Raw genomic sequence first — 15,291 nt, forward strand, 5'->3', positions numbered from 1 at the left:
CCATTAGAATTTCTTATCTGTAATTAAAATTATTAGTTTTACTTACGTTTGTCACGCCACTAATTTGTGCCTCAGCAGTTTTAAGGAGTATGGAGACGAAGTGATGAGTAGCAGTGTTTTACTACAAGGGTTTGGTTTAGGGCTCAGTATGATCATTCCGATCGGTGCGCAAAATGCATTTGTTCTCAATCAAGGGGTTCGGCGTCATCATCATGTTGCGACGGCGACACTTTGCTTTCTCTGTGATTTTGCTTTAATTGCCCTCGGCGTTTTTGGCGGTGGTGCAATGCTTTCCAGTAATGAAACCTTGCTGAGTGTCGTGACGCTGGGAGGTATAGCTTTTCTGCTTACCTACGCTTATCAATCGCTTAAACGTGCTTGGGTTGGCGAAGAGGAAAGTACTGAATCTGAGAGCGCAAAAACGGGCAAAGGACTCATGGCAGTATTGATTGGTGCTGCGGCAGTGACTTTGCTAAACCCTCACGTGTATTTAGACACCGTTGTGGTACTGGGCTCAATTGGCGGTCAGTTTGAACCCGCGCAGCGAACTGCTTTTGCAGTTGGCACTATGCTGGCGTCTATGGTCTGGTTTTATGGTATTGCATTGGGCGCTGCGAAAATGTCGCCAGTGCTTTCCAAGCCTAATGTGCGGAAAACCATTGATATTCTGGTTGCTGGCATGATGATTTATGTGGCATTTCTTTTGATGCAAAAATGGATGATGGGCCTGGAGGGATAAATGGCGCAGACGTTGGATGAAATTCTGCAAAAGAATATCAGTTTGATGACGCAGTGTGGTGTGAACTATCAAGAGTGGCAACATGAACCCATCCTCGATTTTGCCACCGATGACATTGTAGGCAAGCGGCTGGGTTGGACAGCAACACCCACTAAAAGCTTATTCCTCAACTTTAAGAAGGGCGGTCATGCGCTTTTGCTGACGCATCGTGATGCGAGATTGGATAGTAAGAAAATCAAAGCGCTGTTGGGGCAACGCCCTTCCATTGCCTCAGACGAAGAGATGATAGAAAGTCTTGGCTGTGTACCCGGGGCGGTTTGCCCGTTTGGTATGCCAGATCATATCCCACTGATAGTCGATAGCGTGTTGTTTGAATTTGAATCTTTGATGTACACACCGGGTCCGCCGGAATATACCTTTGCGTTTGCAGCGAAAGATCTTGCTAGCTTGCTGGATGCGCTTCCCAATTCTATTTATCACCTCAACGCCTGAACATTCCCCTGTCACTTATTTACGAAAACCCCGCAATTCACCGTTCTGTTGCTGCCATTGCTGGTGTGACAGGGGTGAATGTGGGATTATTACCGCTATTCTTTATGTAAGTGCCCAATGAGCCTAGACTTTGTGGGTAATATTCTGCGTCTGGCTCGAATGCCAAATTGATTTCGTTGAGTGTGGGGAGGAAAATTCAATGCGAATGCTGACAGTCTTGCTGTTCGTATTGTTTGGATGGCTCCAGTATCACTTTTGGTGGGGCAAAAACGGGGTAGATGATTACCTTGCAGTGACAGCCGTTGCTGATTCCGTTGCTCAAGCCAACGACAAACTCCACCAACGCAATCAGCAAATGTACGCGGAAATTGCAGATCTCAAACGTGGGCAGGAAGCGATTGAAGAGCGTGCCCGCAATGAATTGGGCATGATCAAACCGGGAGAAACCTTCTTCCGGATTGTCAGCGATTAGCCCTCTCGCCTTTTAAAGTAGAGAAACATGAATACCCCGGCCAGTGAAGAAACCTTAAGCTCGCCGCAATCTGTCGCGCCTGAAGTGGTTGCGATTGTCCCTGCGGCAGGAGTAGGAAAGCGTATGCGCGCGGACCTGCCGAAACAATACCTCACCATCGAAGACAAAACGCTGCTAGAACACACGGTGCATTACTTGCTGGAGCACCCAAGCATCAATAAGGTTGTGATTGCGATTGGTGAGGAGGATGGATATTTCCATTCCACTTCGCTTGGCAGTGATAAGCGTATTGTGGTGACAACCGGTGGCAAAGAGCGTGCTGATTCTGTTTTGGCTGGCCTTCGCGTCACGAATGCTGAATGGGTCATGGTGCATGATGCTGCCCGGCCTTGTGTCAGACATGAGGACATCGATGCACTGATTGCTGAGGCGATTAGTCACACTCATGGCGCTATTCTAGCCTGTCCGGTGCGAGACACCATGAAGCGCGGCACAGGCGACAACAAGATTGAAACCACAGTGTGCCGTGAGCAACTCTGGCATGCCTTAACGCCACAAATGTTTAAGCGTGAGCAGTTACTGAATGCGTTAGAAATCGCATTGGATAAATCGCTGGCAGTGACTGATGAAGCCTCCGCGATTGAGCTTGCGGGTGGCGCTCCTAAGCTGGTTTCTGGACATGCAGACAACATCAAGGTGACGCAGCCCGAAGATCTCGCGCTCGCCGCCTTTTTCCTGGCCCAACGTAACAGCGGCCAGTGATACACGAGGAAGAGACATGATTCGTATTGGACACGGTTTTGACGTACACAAATTTGGTGGTGAAGGCCCAGTTATCATCGGTGGCGTGAAGGTGCCTTATGAACAAGGATTGGTCGCGCACTCCGATGGTGATGTAGCACTGCACGCATTGTGTGACGCTCTGCTTGGCGCAATTGCAGCTGGTGATATTGGCCGTCATTTCCCTGATACCGACGCTGAGTGGGAAGGGGCTGACAGCCGTTTTCTTCTACGCGATGTGTACGCCAAAGTGAAAGCAAAAGGCTATGTGATTGGTAACCTGGATGTCACCATCATGGCGCAAGCGCCGAAAATGGCACCGCATATCGATGCCATGTGCGCGGTGATTGCACAAGATTTGGAAACGGATGTCAGCAACGTGAATGTGAAAGCGACAACGACCGAACGACTGGGGTTCACCGGCCGCAAAGAAGGCATTGCCTGTGAGGCTGTGGTGATCATCCGTAAGGATTCCAATGACTGATGTAATGAACGCTCTGGCTTACCTGCATGGTCAGCCAACAGCAACTGGCCGCTTAAAGGCCAAAGCAGAAGATTTCTTCGTTAGCGAAACACTGGATTTTACGCCTGCCGGACACGGAGAGCATTTTCTGGTACGTATCCGCAAGATTGGCGAGAACACTAAATACGTGGCCAATGAACTGGCTAAAGCGTGTGGTGTTAAATCCCGTGATGTGAGCTGGGCTGGTCTGAAAGATCGCCATGCAGTGACAGAACAATGGTTCAGTGTGCACCTACCAGGACAACCTGATCCTGATTTGACTGAATTTGTGGCGACACATGAAGGTGTTGACGCCATTTTGGATACCGCTCGTCACGACAAAAAACTGCGCCCGGGTGACCTGATTGGTAACCGCTTTAAGTTGGTGATCACAGAATTTGAAGGTGATGACGCGATTGAAGCGCGCCTTGCCGACATTCGCGACCAAGGTGTACCAAACTACTTTGGCAGCCAACGATTTGGTCGTAATGGCAACAACGTGTCATCAGCGCGCGATTGGGGTCAGGATAAATTCCGAGTACGTGATAAGAGCAAACGCAGCTTTTACCTGTCTGCAGCTCGATCATTCCTGTTCAACCAAGTGTTGTCTGCGCGGATCGAAAAGCAACTTTGCCATACGCCAATGTTGGGCGACTTACTGATCGACGACAAAGAGCAGGTCCAGGTGGTAGAAGACATTGCCTCTGCGGAAGCACAGTTGCAAAGACACGAATGGCAAATCTCTGGCCCAATGACCGGTGATAATGCACTGCCTACTCAAGGTGAGGCACAGCAGTTTGAACAGAAAATCGTAGATACTGAACCTCATCTACTCGCTGTGATTCGTGGTAACCGCATGCGTCACGAGCGTCGTCCTTTGCTGCTCTATCCTCAAGAGATGAGCTGGCAACGTGAAGGTGACACATTAACGATTGATTTCTCTTTACCTGCAGGATGCTTTGCAACAGCGGTGATGCGAGAAGTCATGGAAGACAAATCAGAGGGAGAATCAGATGCACATTTTGATCAGTAATGATGATGGCGTGTTTGCTGACGGCATCAATGTACTGGCAGAAGTGCTGTCTGATATCGCGACAGTAACCGTTGTCGCCCCGGATAGAAACCGCTCCGGTGCTTCTAACTCGCTGACGCTCGAGAACCCGCTTCGCCTGCGCGAAGTGGGCGAAAACCGTTATGCTGTTCAGGGCACACCGACAGACAGTGTGCATGTCGCGCTGAATGCATTGGTGAAAGATAAAGTGGATTTTGTCATTACAGGTATCAATCACGGAGCCAATCTCGGTGATGATGTACTGTATTCAGGCACGGTCGCCGCTGCGACAGAAGGCTTTTTCATGGGTGTGCCTGCGATAGCCGTCTCCCTTTGTGGTAACACGCATTTCCATACTGCCGCTCAGGTGGTAAAAAAAGTGGTGATCAATGATAAAGAGATGCCACTGCCGCGTAACCGTTTGTTAAACATCAATGTCCCTGATGTTCCAATGGTAGATATTCAGGGATGGCAGGTGACAAGGTTGGGTGCACGCCACCGTGCGGAAGACATGATTGAAGACAGAGATCCCCGTGGACAGGCGATTTATTGGATTGGCCCCCCGGGCGCCAAGCAAGATGCTGGACCAGGCACTGACTTCTATGCCATTGAAAATAATTGTGTCTCTTTAACACCACTTCAGGTCGATCTGACAGCACATGACACGATCGACACTCTGAATCTTTGGGTTACAAACGCAACGAAATAATAAAGGGTGACATTAGTGAATTACTCGCATTCACTTATTCAACTACTTCGCGAACAGGGAATATCAGATCAACGTGTACTGGAAGCCATTGGACGCTTACCCAGACACCTTTTTGTTTCTGAAGCAATGGCTCACCAGGCTTATGACAACAATGCATTGCCTATTGGCCATGGGCAGACTATTTCTCAGCCCTATATCGTTGCGAAAATGACAGAACTTCTCGGTCTTAAACATGATAGTCGTGTGTTGGAAGTAGGAACAGGATCTGGCTTTCAGACGTGTGTGCTAGCGCAATTGGTTGAGCATGTTTATTCCGTGGAGCGAATTAAGCAGCTTCAAATGGTCGCGAAGCGCCGTTTCAAACAGTTTGAGCTGTATAACATCTCTACAAAACATGGAGATGGCTGGCAAGGTTGGGCAAGTAAAGGTCCTTTTGATGCCATTATCGTCACAGCGGCTGCGGCAAACATGCCACAGGTGCTGATGGAACAACTTGCTGACGGCGGATCCTTGATTGTGCCTGTCGGCGAGAGCGATCAAACGCTGTATCATGTCACGCGTCGTGGTGACGAATTTGAAACAAAAGCCATTGAAGCGGTTCGATTTGTTCCACTTGTAGCTGGTGATTTGGCATAGGTAACTTTGGGTGGTAGTGGTTTCAATTCAGTTGAAAATTTTAGTATTTCTCTCTGTGTTGGGATTATTGTCTGCATGCTCAATAACAAGCCCTGCACCTGTCTCTAGTGTAGGTCCTGATTATGGAGAGATTGAGCGCGGCAGTTACCGCGGCAGCTATTATGAGGTGCAGAAAGGCGACACTCTGTACTATATCGCGTACATCACAGACCGCGATGTTAACGATATTATCTCTGCCAATAACCTTAATGCTCCTTACACGATTTTTCCTGGTCAAAAGCTGAACTTATGGCGGGATAAGTATGTTCCTCCAGCCTATGGGAAGAAAGACTCAAGTGCTGGTACTGCCGTAGTTGTTGCTTCTACTGTAGGGGCTGCAACCACACCTGCTGTTGTCGCGATCAAGCCACCTGCTGTTTCAGGATTATCTGCTAAATCCAAGCAAGATAATCAAAAAACCGCTTCGCAAAATAAGTCGGGATCATCTTCTCAAAATAAGAAAAATGTTGAACAGCAAAAAGTGAAGGAGTACAGTCAACCTGTAACAAAAAATAAACCATCTGTTGATAAACCCGTTAAAAAGCCTTCAGGTACGCCTGTAAAAATTAGTTGGCAATGGCCTTCTAAGGGGCGTGTCATCTCCGGATTTTCAAGCTCAGAGCTTGGTAATAAAGGGATAGATATCGCTGGTAATCGCGGACAAAGCATTAATGCTTCTGCAGATGGAAAAGTAGTTTACGCGGGCAACGCGCTTAGAGGTTACGGTAATTTAATCATAATTAAACACAATGATGATTATCTCAGTGCCTACGCGCACAACGACCGCATCTTTGTTTCGGAACGTCAGAGCGTCAAAAAGGGGCAAAAAATAGCTTCAATGGGCAGCTCTGGTGCAAACAGTGTCCGGTTGCACTTCGAGATTCGCTATAAAGGAAAATCGGTGAACCCGTTAAGGTATTTGCCGAAACGGTAATCCGAGACAGATCTTGCTGTACTGTCTAGCTGCTACGCCAAATTGGGAGGCGCTATGAGTCAGAATAATACTGCAAAGAAAGTCGACGACATGATGGTTGAAGATGTTGACATGGAACAACTCGAAATCGAGTCGGAAGACGAAGTCGTTGAAGAGGCAGAAGAGTCCGTAACATTTGCGGCATCCTCTAAGGCTCTCGATGCAACACAACTCTATCTCAGCGAGATAGGCTACTCTCCTCTGTTAACAGCAGAAGAGGAAGTGCTTTATGCACGCCGCGCCCTGCGCGGTGACGAAGCAGCCCGCAAACGTATGATCGAAAGTAACCTCCGTTTGGTGGTTAAGATCTCCCGCCGTTACTCTAACCGTGGCCTTGCGCTTCTTGATCTGGTTGAAGAAGGTAACCTCGGTCTGATCCGAGCGGTTGAGAAATTCGATCCTGAACGTGGCTTTCGCTTCTCTACCTACGCAACGTGGTGGATTCGCCAAACCATTGAGCGTGCCATCATGAACCAGACGCGCACTATCCGTCTGCCTATTCATGTGGTTAAAGAGCTTAATGTTTATCTGCGTACTGCTCGCGAGCTGGCACAAAAGCTGGATCACGAGCCAACAGCAGAAGATATCGCCCTGCAACTCGACAAGCCAGTTGAAGATGTGAACCGCATGCTTCGCCTGAACGAGCGCATCAGTTCGGTAGATAATCCGATTGGTGGTGATTCAGAGAAAGCGTTGCTGGACATCATCCCGGATGAAAAAGAAGGTGGTCCAGAGAATACTACGCAAGACGATGACATGAAAAAGTCTATCGTTCACTGGCTTCAGGAGTTGAACCCTAAGCAGCGTGAAGTTCTGGCACGTCGTTTCGGTCTGCTGGGTCACGAAGCATCAACGTTGGAAGATGTGGGTCGTGAAATTGGCCTGACGCGTGAACGTGTTCGCCAAATCCAAGTTGAAGGCTTGCGCCGCTTGCGTGATATGCTGACGCATCAGGGACTGAGCATCGAGTCTCTCTTCAACACTGAGCATTGATAACACCTTTTTATCTCCACTTTGTGTGCTCAATAAAAAAGCCCCTTTTTGGGGCTTTTCTGTTTTTGATGTCTGGTGTGCTGATAAATTAAAGCAGCGTTTTCAGTCGGTATAACGCATCAAGTGCTTGTCTTGGCGTCAGGTTATCCGGCTCGACATCGGCCAGTGCTTTTTCCACCTCACTAAGCTCTGGCAGCAAAGAGAGCTGTGCTACCGCGCTGCTGGTTGGTGTAGTTTGTTCACCTGTCACCACTTCGTGTCCGCTGGCTTCCAATTGACGCAGTTTTTTCTTTGCCCGCTGAATCACGGTTTTGGGTACTCCAGCTAACCCAGCTACAGCAAGGCCATACGATTTACTGGCAGCGCCTTCCTGAACCGCGTGCATAAAGGCGATTTCATCCCCATGCTCTACGGCGTCCAAATGCACATTCACCAGTCCTGGTACTTGTCCTGACAGTTCCGTCAGCTCAAAGTAGTGGGTCGCAAACAGTGTCATCGCTTTGAGCTTCTCTGCGAGCCATTCTGCACTTGCCCATGCCAGTGAGAGGCCATCATAAGTGCTGGTGCCGCGGCCAATCTCATCCATCAATACCAGACTGTTTTCGGTGGCGTTATGAAGAATGTTTGCTGTCTCTGTCATTTCGACCATGAAGGTTGAGCGGCCAGAAGCCAGATCATCGGATGCGCCGATACGGGTGAAAATACGATCTACGGGACCCAACATGACGGATTCTGCGGGTACATACGAGCCGATATGTGCCATCAGGGTGATCAACGCAGTTTGACGCATGTAGGTTGATTTACCACCCATATTAGGGCCAGTGATGATCAACATACGGCGATCTGGATTGAGTGAGGTTGGGTTCGCAATAAATGGGGTGTCCAGCACTTGCTCGACCACTGGGTGACGACCACCAGCGATATCAATGCCACGTTGTTCACTCAGCGTTGGTCGGCAGTAATTCAGTGACTCAGCACGTTCAGCAAGGTTTGCCAGCACATCAAGGGTGGAAAGCGCTTCTGCGGCGCGTTGCAGCTTCTCAAGATGTGGTAGTAGTTGGTCGAAGAGCTCTTCCCAGAGTTTCTTTTCAAGCGCTAATGCTTTTGATTTGGAGTTAAGTACTTTGTCTTCGTGCTCTTTAAGCTCAGGGATAATATAGCGCTCAGCGTTTTTCAGCGTTTGGCGGCGGACATAGTGAGGCGGCACCAGATGACTTTGACCGCGGCTGACCTGAATATAGAAACCATGAACCTGGTTGAAGCCAACTTTCAACGTATCAATGTCATGACGGTCACGCTCACGCGCTTCCAGCTCCTCAAGATAACGGGTGGCACCATCAGCCAGATCGCGCCATTCATCAAGCTCGGCATTGTAGCCAGGGGCAATGACACCACCATCACGGATAACTACCGGTGGCGCTTCTACAACCGCGCGTTCGAGTAGCTCAGCAAGCTCTGGTATAGGGGCGCTTGCTTGTTTCAGCGGTGCAATGGCTTCATCCTGCACTTCATCGAGTAGGTTTTCTATTTCCGGCAATTGCTGCAATGCACCGCGGAGTCGTGCCATGTCACGAGGACGGGCAGAGCGAATTGCCAGTCGTCCCAGGATACGTTCCATGTCACCGATAGGGCGAAGTGAGCTTGCTAGGTCCACATACAATCCCGTGTCTTTCAGAGCAGTGATGGCATCCAGACGACGGTTTACAATCTTAAAATCACGCATCGGTTGGTGGAGCCAGCGTTTCAGAAGACGACTGCCCATCGGCGTAGTGGTTTTGTCCAGGACAGAAGCGACAGTATTTTCCAATCCACCCGACAGATTTTGAGTGAGTTCCAGATTGCGGCGTGTGGCGGCATCCAGAATCACGGACTGGTCTTTGTTTTCTTTCATCAAGGCGCGAATGTGGGGAAGGGCGGTGCGCTGCGTGTCTTTGACGTACTGCATCAAGCAGCCTGCAGCTGCCAGACCAAGTGAGCATTCTTCAACACCAAAACCGACCAAATCCCGAGTGCCGAATTGTTGGTTTAGCTGTTGTTTTGCCGTCTCTAAATCAAACTCCCAAATAGGGCGACGGCGGCTTCCTTTGCACATGTCGGTCAGTGACGGGAACGCAAAATCTTCCGGATACAAGAGTTCGGCAGGGCGCGTGCGCTGCAATTCTGCCTGCATTTCTTCTTCAGTTGCGGGTTCAGTTAGTAGGAAACGGCCGGAGGTGATATCCAGTGTGGCGTAACCAAATCGCTCGCCGTTGGCGAAAATCGCGGCAAGCAGGTTATCGACACGCTCATTTAACAGCGCCTCATCGGAAACGGTACCTGGCGTCACAATACGAACAACCTGGCGCTCGACTGGCCCTTTGCTGGTAGCCGGATCGCCGATTTGTTCACAAATCGCTACCGATTCTCCGAGCTGAACCAGACGGGCGAGGTATCCTTCTACAGAATGGTACGGAACGCCCGCCATCGGAATCGGTTCACCGGCAGAGGCACCGCGTTTGGTCAGAGAGATATCAAGCAACTGAGATGCGCGTTTAGCATCGTCATAAAACAGTTCGTAGAAATCACCCATTCGGTAGAAAAGAAGTTCTTCGGGATGCTGCGCTTTGATTTTTAGAAATTGCTGCATCATCGGCGTGTGATTTGCTGTCGCTTGTACTGTCACTATCTGGCCTGCAAAATTACAAAGATAAGAGAAGGCAACAAGGATACGTGAATCGCGATGAATGGGTAAAGTATCGATCTCGCGATGAAGTAAAAACAAGGCCGTAAGAGGACATCATGGAGCAACTCGTTAAGCTTGCAACACAAATTGGCGAAAGACTGAAAGCGTCGAACCAGACAATAACCACAGCAGAATCTTGCACGGGTGGCGGGATCTCTTACGTACTGACCGAGGTGGCGGGAAGCTCTGCTTGGTTTGAGCGAGCTTTTGTAACCTATAGCAATGACGCTAAGCGTGAATTGGTCGGTGTGGCAACTGACACTCTTGTGGAAAACGGCGCAGTGAGCGAAGAAGTGGTTGCAGAAATGGCGGCAGGGGCATTGAAAGAAGCCAATGCAGACTTCGCTTTAGCAGTCAGTGGAATTGCTGGCCCCACCGGCGGAAGTGAAGAAAAGCCAGTAGGCATGGTGTGCTTTGGCTGGGCAACCCGTAAAGGTACTGTTACGGAAACTTGTTTGTTTGATGGCGACAGGCATGAAATCCGCCTCAACACCATTGCACATAGTCTATGTCGCTTACTCTCTTATTTAGAAAGCGAAAAACCGGAGCAGTAACACGAAAAGCGAAGAAAAATTTTATACAGGGCTAGACACTGTATAAATGGACAGTATACTTAGCATCAATTAAACAGTTATCTGAGCGATTATTGCTTCCGTTGGAGAATCAAATGGACGACAACAAACAGAAGGCGTTAGCCGCAGCCCTGGGACAGATCGAAAAACAATTCGGTAAAGGTTCGATCATGCGTCTGGGTGATGACCGCACGATGGACATTGAAACCGTTTCTACCGGCTCTCTGTCTCTGGATATCGCGCTGGGCGCAGGTGGTCTGCCATACGGCCGTATTGTTGAAATCTATGGTCCTGAGTCTTCAGGTAAAACCACTCTGACACTGCAAGTTATCGCAGAAGCACAAAAGCAAGGCAAAACCTGTGCGTTCATTGATGCGGAGCACGCACTGGATCCTGTGTATGCACGCAAACTGCACGTCGACATCGACAACTTGCTGGTGTCTCAGCCAGATACTGGTGAGCAGGCGCTGGAAATTGCTGATGCATTGACTCGCTCTGGTGCGGTTGACGTTATCATTATCGACTCCGTAGCGGCACTGACGCCGAAAGCGGAAATTGAAGGTGAGATGGGTGACTCTCACATGGGTCTGCAGGCACGTATGCTTTCTCAGGCGATGCGTAAACTGACGGCGAATATCAAAAACAGCAACACCCTGATGATTTTCATCAACCAAATCCGTATGAAGATTGGTGTGATGTTTGGTAACCCAGAAACCACAACTGGTGGTAACGCACTGAAATTCTATGCTTCTGTTCGTCTTGATATCCGCCGTATTGGCTCTATCAAAGAAGGCGACGAAGTAGTGGGTAACGATACCCGTGTGAAAGTTGTAAAGAACAAGATTGCAGCGCCGTTTAAACAAGCTGAATTCCAAATCATGTACGGTGAAGGCATTAACCTTTACGGTGAGCTGATTGATCTGGGCGTGAAACACAAGCTGGTTGAGAAAGCAGGAGCATGGTACAGCTACAACGGCGATAAGATCGGTCAGGGTAAAGCAAACGCATGTCGATTCCTGAAAGAGAATTCAGAAATCGCGAAAGAATTGGATAAGACTCTGCGTGATATGCTGCTTCAAACTGGTCAGCCACAAGCAGAGAACAACGACGCTGAGTTGCCTGAAGAGGAAGCGTTCTGAGTTTAACTGCAAAAGAATTGGCGGTGGGCATGCTGTCCCGCCGCGACCACTCTGAACTGGAGCTGCGTCAGAAACTGGCGCAGCGACAGTGCCCTCCTGAAGAAATCGATGCCGCAATAGAACATTGTCTTTTCCACCATTGGCTGGATGACAAACGTTTTGCCGAAATGCTGCTTAGCCATGGAGCCTCGAAAGGTCATGGTTGGCAACGCATATGCTTTGACGCTAAACGCAAGGGCATCAGTACTTCATTGTTGGAAATTGCGCAGGAAAACCAACAACATGATTGGTTCGAACTTGCAAAAGATCTGGCCAAACGTCGCTTCGGAAACTACGACGGTAACCTACCGACGGTAGATTTCAAGCAGCGCGCAAAGTGGACCCGTTACCTTCAAAGTCGCGGTTTCAGCTTTGATCAAATCAGCTATGCCCTCTCAAAAGACGACTAAAACCCAGCGATTGCAGGCATAGTCTGCGATCTATCTTGTTTATGCCTCTTTTCGCAATTGGTCAGGTTGTTTACAATGTCGGCCAATTGACTCTGATCACGTCGCCTGTTGCGCGACGCAGTGATTACTACAACTCCAATTTTCAGGATTAGCCAATGTACATGAGCACCGACGAGATCCGCCGCGCGTTTCTCGAATTCTTTGAAAGCAAAGGGCACACTATCGTGCCTAGCTCATCGCTCGTGCCTGCCAACGACCCAACGCTGTTGTTCACAAACGCAGGTATGAACCAGTTTAAAGATTGCTTCCTAGGCCTAGAAAAACGCGCCTATACCCGAGCGACAACAGCGCAGCGCTGTGTACGTGCTGGTGGTAAGCATAATGACCTGGAAAATGTAGGCTTCACTGCCCGTCACCACACTTTCTTCGAAATGCTGGGTAACTTCAGCTTCGGTGATTACTTCAAAGAAGATGCCATCGCCTTTGCGTGGGAATTCTTGACTGAAGTACTGCAACTGCCAAAAGACCGCCTGATGGTGACGGTTTACGAAACAGACGACGAAGCATTCGCGCTGTGGAACGAGAAAATCGGCATCCCAGCTGACCGTATCGTTCGCATTGGCGACAAGAAAGGCGGTAAGCCATACGAGTCAGACAACTTCTGGCAGATGGGTGATACTGGTCCTTGTGGTCCATGTACTGAAATCTTCTACGATCACGGGGACCATATCTGGGGTGGTCCTCCAGGTTCTCCAGAAGAGGACGGCGACCGCTTCATTGAAATTTGGAATAACGTATTCATGCAGTACAACCGTCATGCCGATGGCACGATGGAACCACTGCCTAAGCCTTCCGTTGATACCGGTATGGGCATCGAGCGTATCGCTGCGATCATGCAGGGCGTTCACTCAAACTATGAAATTGACATCTTCCAAACCTTGATCAAATCAGCAGCGGAAGTGATTGGCTACGAAGACCTATCTAATCAGTCTCTGCGTGTTGTGGCTGACCACATCCGTTCATGTGCATTCCTGATTGTTGATGGCGTCATGCCTTCAAACGAAGGTCGTGGCTACGTACTGCGTCGTATTATTCGTCGTGCAGTTCGTCACGGTAACAAGCTGGGCGCAACAGGCTCTTACTTCTACAAGCTGGTTGGCCCTCTGGCAGAGATCATGGGTACCGCTGGTGAAGAGCTGAAGAACCAACAAGCAATGGTCGAGAAAGTGTTGAAGATTGAAGAAGAAAACTTCGGTCGCACACTGGATCGCGGCATGGCAATTCTGAACGATGCTTTGGAAGCGTTGGATGGCAAAGTGCTGGACGGCGAAACTGTCTTCAAACTTTACGATACCTACGGTTTCCCAGCTGACCTGACTAACGACGTGGCTCGTGAGCGTGGCTTCACTATTGATGAAGAAGGCTTTGAGTCAGCGATGGAAGAGCAGCGTCAACGCGCTCGTGAGGCAGGCCAGTTTGGTACTGACTACAACTCTGTGATCAAAGTTGAAGGTAACTCTGAGTTCACCGGTTACGGTGCGACGGAAGGCAAAGGCCTTATCACGGACATCTTTGTTGATGGTATGGCGTCTGAGACGCTGGCAACGGCAGACGAAGCTGTGATCATCATGGACCAAACGCCGTTTTACGCAGAATCAGGCGGTCAGTGCGGTGATGCAGGCTTCCTGATGACAGATGCGGGTAAGTTCGAAGTTATCGACACCCAAAAATACGGCGCGGCTATTGGTCTTCGCGGTAAGTTGGTTGATGGCATGCTGAGCGTTGGTGACAACGTGGAAGCAAAAGTGAATGCGGAACGTCGCCAGGCGATAGCACTGAACCACTCTGCGACGCACTTGCTTCACGAAGCGCTGCGCATCGTACTGGGTGAGCACGTTCAGCAGAAAGGTTCTTTGGTTCGCGCTGAAGGCCTGCGTTTTGACTTCTCTCACCTTGAAGCGGTGAAACCAGAAGAGCTGCGCGCTGTTGAGAAATTGGTGAACGAACAAATTCGCCGTAACCACGATGTGTCTACTGAAATCATGGACATCGAATCGGCAAAAGCGAAAGGTGCAATGGCACTGTTCGGCGAGAAGTATGACGACAATGTTCGCGTACTGACCATGGGCGATTTCTCTATCGAACTGTGTGGTGGTACTCACGCCAATCGTACTGGTGATATCGGTATGCTCAAGATCGTTTCTGAAGGCGGTATCGCAGCAGGCGTACGTCGTATTGAAGCGGTAACGGGTCAAGGTGCTGAAAACGCGTTCTACAGCCAGCAGAAAGAGTTTGCCAAGAAGGTGTCTGAGTCTCAGAGCCGCGCGAAATCTCTGGAAAAAGAAATTCAGCAGCTGAAAGAAAAACTGGCGGCTCAGGAAAGCGCAAGCTTGATCAACAAAGTACAGGATATTAACGGTATCAAAGTACTGATCAGCAAGCTGGACGGCGCAGATAACAAAGCATTGCGTACCATGGTTGATGATTTGAAAAACCAAATGGGTAGCGGTGTAGTGCTCCTGGGTAATGTGTCTGACGACAAAGTGGGCCTGATTGCCGGTGTGACCAAAGACCTGACTGGCAAAGTGAAAGCAGGTGAGCTGGTCAACATGGTTGCACAGCAAGTCGGCGGTAAAGGCGGTGGTCGTCCTGATATGGCACAGGCAGGTGGTTCTGATACTGCGGCACTGCCAGCGGCTCTGGAAACCGTTACTCCTTGGCTGACAGAGCGTCTTTAAGCTCTGCACAAAGTAGCTAATTTAATGTAAAGAAAGGCTTCCTATGGAAGCCTTTCTTTTATATGCATGTAGGTAAAGTTTATTCTTTGCACTTTTTTTTTAACTCTGTATAGTGCATCGCCTTAATGTGTGTGGCTATGATTTATCCGCTGCATGCATCTGATTTTTGCCCGGTAGGATGAACTTTTTTTGCCTCGCAGTATCTGACAACGTGATCTTCTGGGAACAGGGGTCACAATGTCTGGATTCGGTATGCGAAATCTCATTGGTTAGCTGGAGTTAGCT

15 protein-coding genes are annotated in these 15,291 nt (G+C 49.3%); 14 read left to right on the top strand and 1 reads right to left on the bottom strand.

Annotation, left to right across the window (positions count from 1 at the left end; all coding sequences use genetic code 11):
• The first annotated feature begins 103 nt into the window (after nt 1-103).
• The 10 genes from K6Q96_RS02605 (at nt 104) to rpoS (ending at nt 7,386) form a co-directional block, all read left to right on the top strand.
• Entirely contained in the window at nt 104-739 is a 636-nt protein-coding gene (locus K6Q96_RS02605; protein ID WP_251877578.1) for a LysE/ArgO family amino acid transporter, read from the top strand.
• On the top strand, nt 740-1,231 hold the full coding sequence (locus tag K6Q96_RS02610) for a YbaK/EbsC family protein (RefSeq protein ID WP_251877580.1): 492 nt from the start codon (nt 740-742) through the stop codon (nt 1,229-1,231). It begins immediately after the preceding gene.
• 199 nt (nt 1,232-1,430) lie between these two features.
• Nucleotides 1,431-1,703: a cell division protein FtsB gene (ftsB, locus tag K6Q96_RS02615; RefSeq protein WP_251877582.1), complete on the top strand. Its 273-nt coding sequence runs from the start codon at nt 1,431-1,433 to the stop codon at nt 1,701-1,703.
• Between the two features lie 27 nt (nt 1,704-1,730).
• Nucleotides 1,731-2,465, top strand: coding sequence for a 2-C-methyl-D-erythritol 4-phosphate cytidylyltransferase (ispD, locus tag K6Q96_RS02620; protein WP_251877584.1), 735 nt, complete (start codon nt 1,731-1,733; stop codon nt 2,463-2,465).
• Nucleotides 2,466-2,481: 16 nt separating this feature from the next.
• Nucleotides 2,482-2,967: a 2-C-methyl-D-erythritol 2,4-cyclodiphosphate synthase gene (gene ispF, locus K6Q96_RS02625; protein ID WP_062666257.1), complete on the top strand. Its 486-nt coding sequence runs from the start codon at nt 2,482-2,484 to the stop codon at nt 2,965-2,967.
• Nucleotides 2,960-4,018, top strand: a complete 1,059-nt coding sequence (gene truD, locus K6Q96_RS02630; RefSeq protein WP_251877586.1) for a tRNA pseudouridine(13) synthase TruD — start codon at nt 2,960-2,962, stop codon at nt 4,016-4,018. Before ispF ends, truD begins: the two co-directional genes overlap by 8 nt.
• Nucleotides 3,999-4,745: a 5'/3'-nucleotidase SurE gene (gene surE / locus K6Q96_RS02635; RefSeq protein WP_251877588.1), complete on the top strand. Its 747-nt coding sequence runs from the start codon at nt 3,999-4,001 to the stop codon at nt 4,743-4,745. Before truD ends, surE begins: the two co-directional genes overlap by 20 nt.
• Before the next feature lie 15 nt (nt 4,746-4,760).
• Complete coding sequence (locus K6Q96_RS02640; protein WP_251877590.1) at nt 4,761-5,381, top strand: protein-L-isoaspartate(D-aspartate) O-methyltransferase; 621 nt, start codon at nt 4,761-4,763, stop codon at nt 5,379-5,381.
• 10 nt (nt 5,382-5,391) lie between these two features.
• Entirely contained in the window at nt 5,392-6,354 is a 963-nt protein-coding gene (gene nlpD, locus K6Q96_RS02645; RefSeq protein ID WP_251877592.1) for a murein hydrolase activator NlpD, read from the top strand.
• A gap of 54 nt (nt 6,355-6,408) precedes the next feature.
• Entirely contained in the window at nt 6,409-7,386 is a 978-nt protein-coding gene (gene rpoS, locus K6Q96_RS02650; protein WP_251877594.1) for an RNA polymerase sigma factor RpoS, read from the top strand.
• A gap of 88 nt (nt 7,387-7,474) precedes the next feature.
• On the opposite strand, the gene mutS is transcribed toward rpoS, so the two are convergent.
• The gene (gene mutS, locus K6Q96_RS02655) at nt 7,475-10,015 is read right to left on the bottom strand and encodes a DNA mismatch repair protein MutS (RefSeq protein WP_434802162.1); all 2,541 of its coding nucleotides are present in this window, start codon (nt 10,013-10,015) and stop codon (nt 7,475-7,477) included.
• A gap of 149 nt (nt 10,016-10,164) precedes the next feature.
• Here mutS and pncC point away from each other — a divergent pair, with 149 nt between their 5' ends.
• From pncC to alaS, 4 genes are all read left to right on the top strand, one after another.
• Complete coding sequence (pncC, locus tag K6Q96_RS02660; protein WP_251877598.1) at nt 10,165-10,662, top strand: nicotinamide-nucleotide amidase; 498 nt, start codon at nt 10,165-10,167, stop codon at nt 10,660-10,662.
• A 113-nt stretch (nt 10,663-10,775) separates the two neighbouring features.
• Entirely contained in the window at nt 10,776-11,819 is a 1,044-nt protein-coding gene (recA, locus tag K6Q96_RS02665) for a recombinase RecA (protein WP_251877600.1), read from the top strand.
• Between the two features lie 17 nt (nt 11,820-11,836).
• The gene (locus K6Q96_RS02670; protein ID WP_434802155.1) at nt 11,837-12,268 is read left to right on the top strand and encodes a regulatory protein RecX; all 432 of its coding nucleotides are present in this window, start codon (nt 11,837-11,839) and stop codon (nt 12,266-12,268) included.
• A gap of 155 nt (nt 12,269-12,423) precedes the next feature.
• On the top strand, nt 12,424-15,006 hold the full coding sequence (gene alaS / locus K6Q96_RS02675) for an alanine--tRNA ligase (RefSeq protein WP_251877604.1): 2,583 nt from the start codon (nt 12,424-12,426) through the stop codon (nt 15,004-15,006).
• Nucleotides 15,007-15,291 lie beyond the last annotated feature (285 nt).

The organism is Grimontia kaedaensis, assembly GCF_023746615.1.
Taxonomy (GTDB): Bacteria; Pseudomonadota; Gammaproteobacteria; order Enterobacterales; family Vibrionaceae; genus Enterovibrio; species Enterovibrio kaedaensis.

What these genes read in the sequence shown, in the direction of transcription:
- K6Q96_RS02605 (WP_251877578.1), top strand. Translation starts at nt 104, where the DNA reads ATGAGTAGCAGTGTTTTACTACAAGGGTTTGGTTTAGGGCTCAGTATG.
- K6Q96_RS02610 (WP_251877580.1), top strand. Translation starts at nt 740, where the DNA reads ATGGCGCAGACGTTGGATGAAATTCTGCAAAAGAATATCAGTTTGATG.
- ftsB (WP_251877582.1), top strand. Translation starts at nt 1,431, where the DNA reads ATGCGAATGCTGACAGTCTTGCTGTTCGTATTGTTTGGATGGCTCCAG.
- ispD (WP_251877584.1), top strand. Translation starts at nt 1,731, where the DNA reads ATGAATACCCCGGCCAGTGAAGAAACCTTAAGCTCGCCGCAATCTGTC.
- ispF (WP_062666257.1), top strand. Translation starts at nt 2,482, where the DNA reads ATGATTCGTATTGGACACGGTTTTGACGTACACAAATTTGGTGGTGAA.
- truD (WP_251877586.1), top strand. Translation starts at nt 2,960, where the DNA reads ATGACTGATGTAATGAACGCTCTGGCTTACCTGCATGGTCAGCCAACA.
- surE (WP_251877588.1), top strand. Translation starts at nt 3,999, where the DNA reads ATGCACATTTTGATCAGTAATGATGATGGCGTGTTTGCTGACGGCATC.
- rpoS (WP_251877594.1), top strand. Translation starts at nt 6,409, where the DNA reads ATGAGTCAGAATAATACTGCAAAGAAAGTCGACGACATGATGGTTGAA.
- mutS (WP_434802162.1), bottom strand. Translation starts at nt 10,015, where the DNA reads ATGATGCAGCAATTTCTAAAAATCAAAGCGCAGCATCCCGAAGAACTT.
- pncC (WP_251877598.1), top strand. Translation starts at nt 10,165, where the DNA reads ATGGAGCAACTCGTTAAGCTTGCAACACAAATTGGCGAAAGACTGAAA.
- recA (WP_251877600.1), top strand. Translation starts at nt 10,776, where the DNA reads ATGGACGACAACAAACAGAAGGCGTTAGCCGCAGCCCTGGGACAGATC.
- alaS (WP_251877604.1), top strand. Translation starts at nt 12,424, where the DNA reads ATGTACATGAGCACCGACGAGATCCGCCGCGCGTTTCTCGAATTCTTT.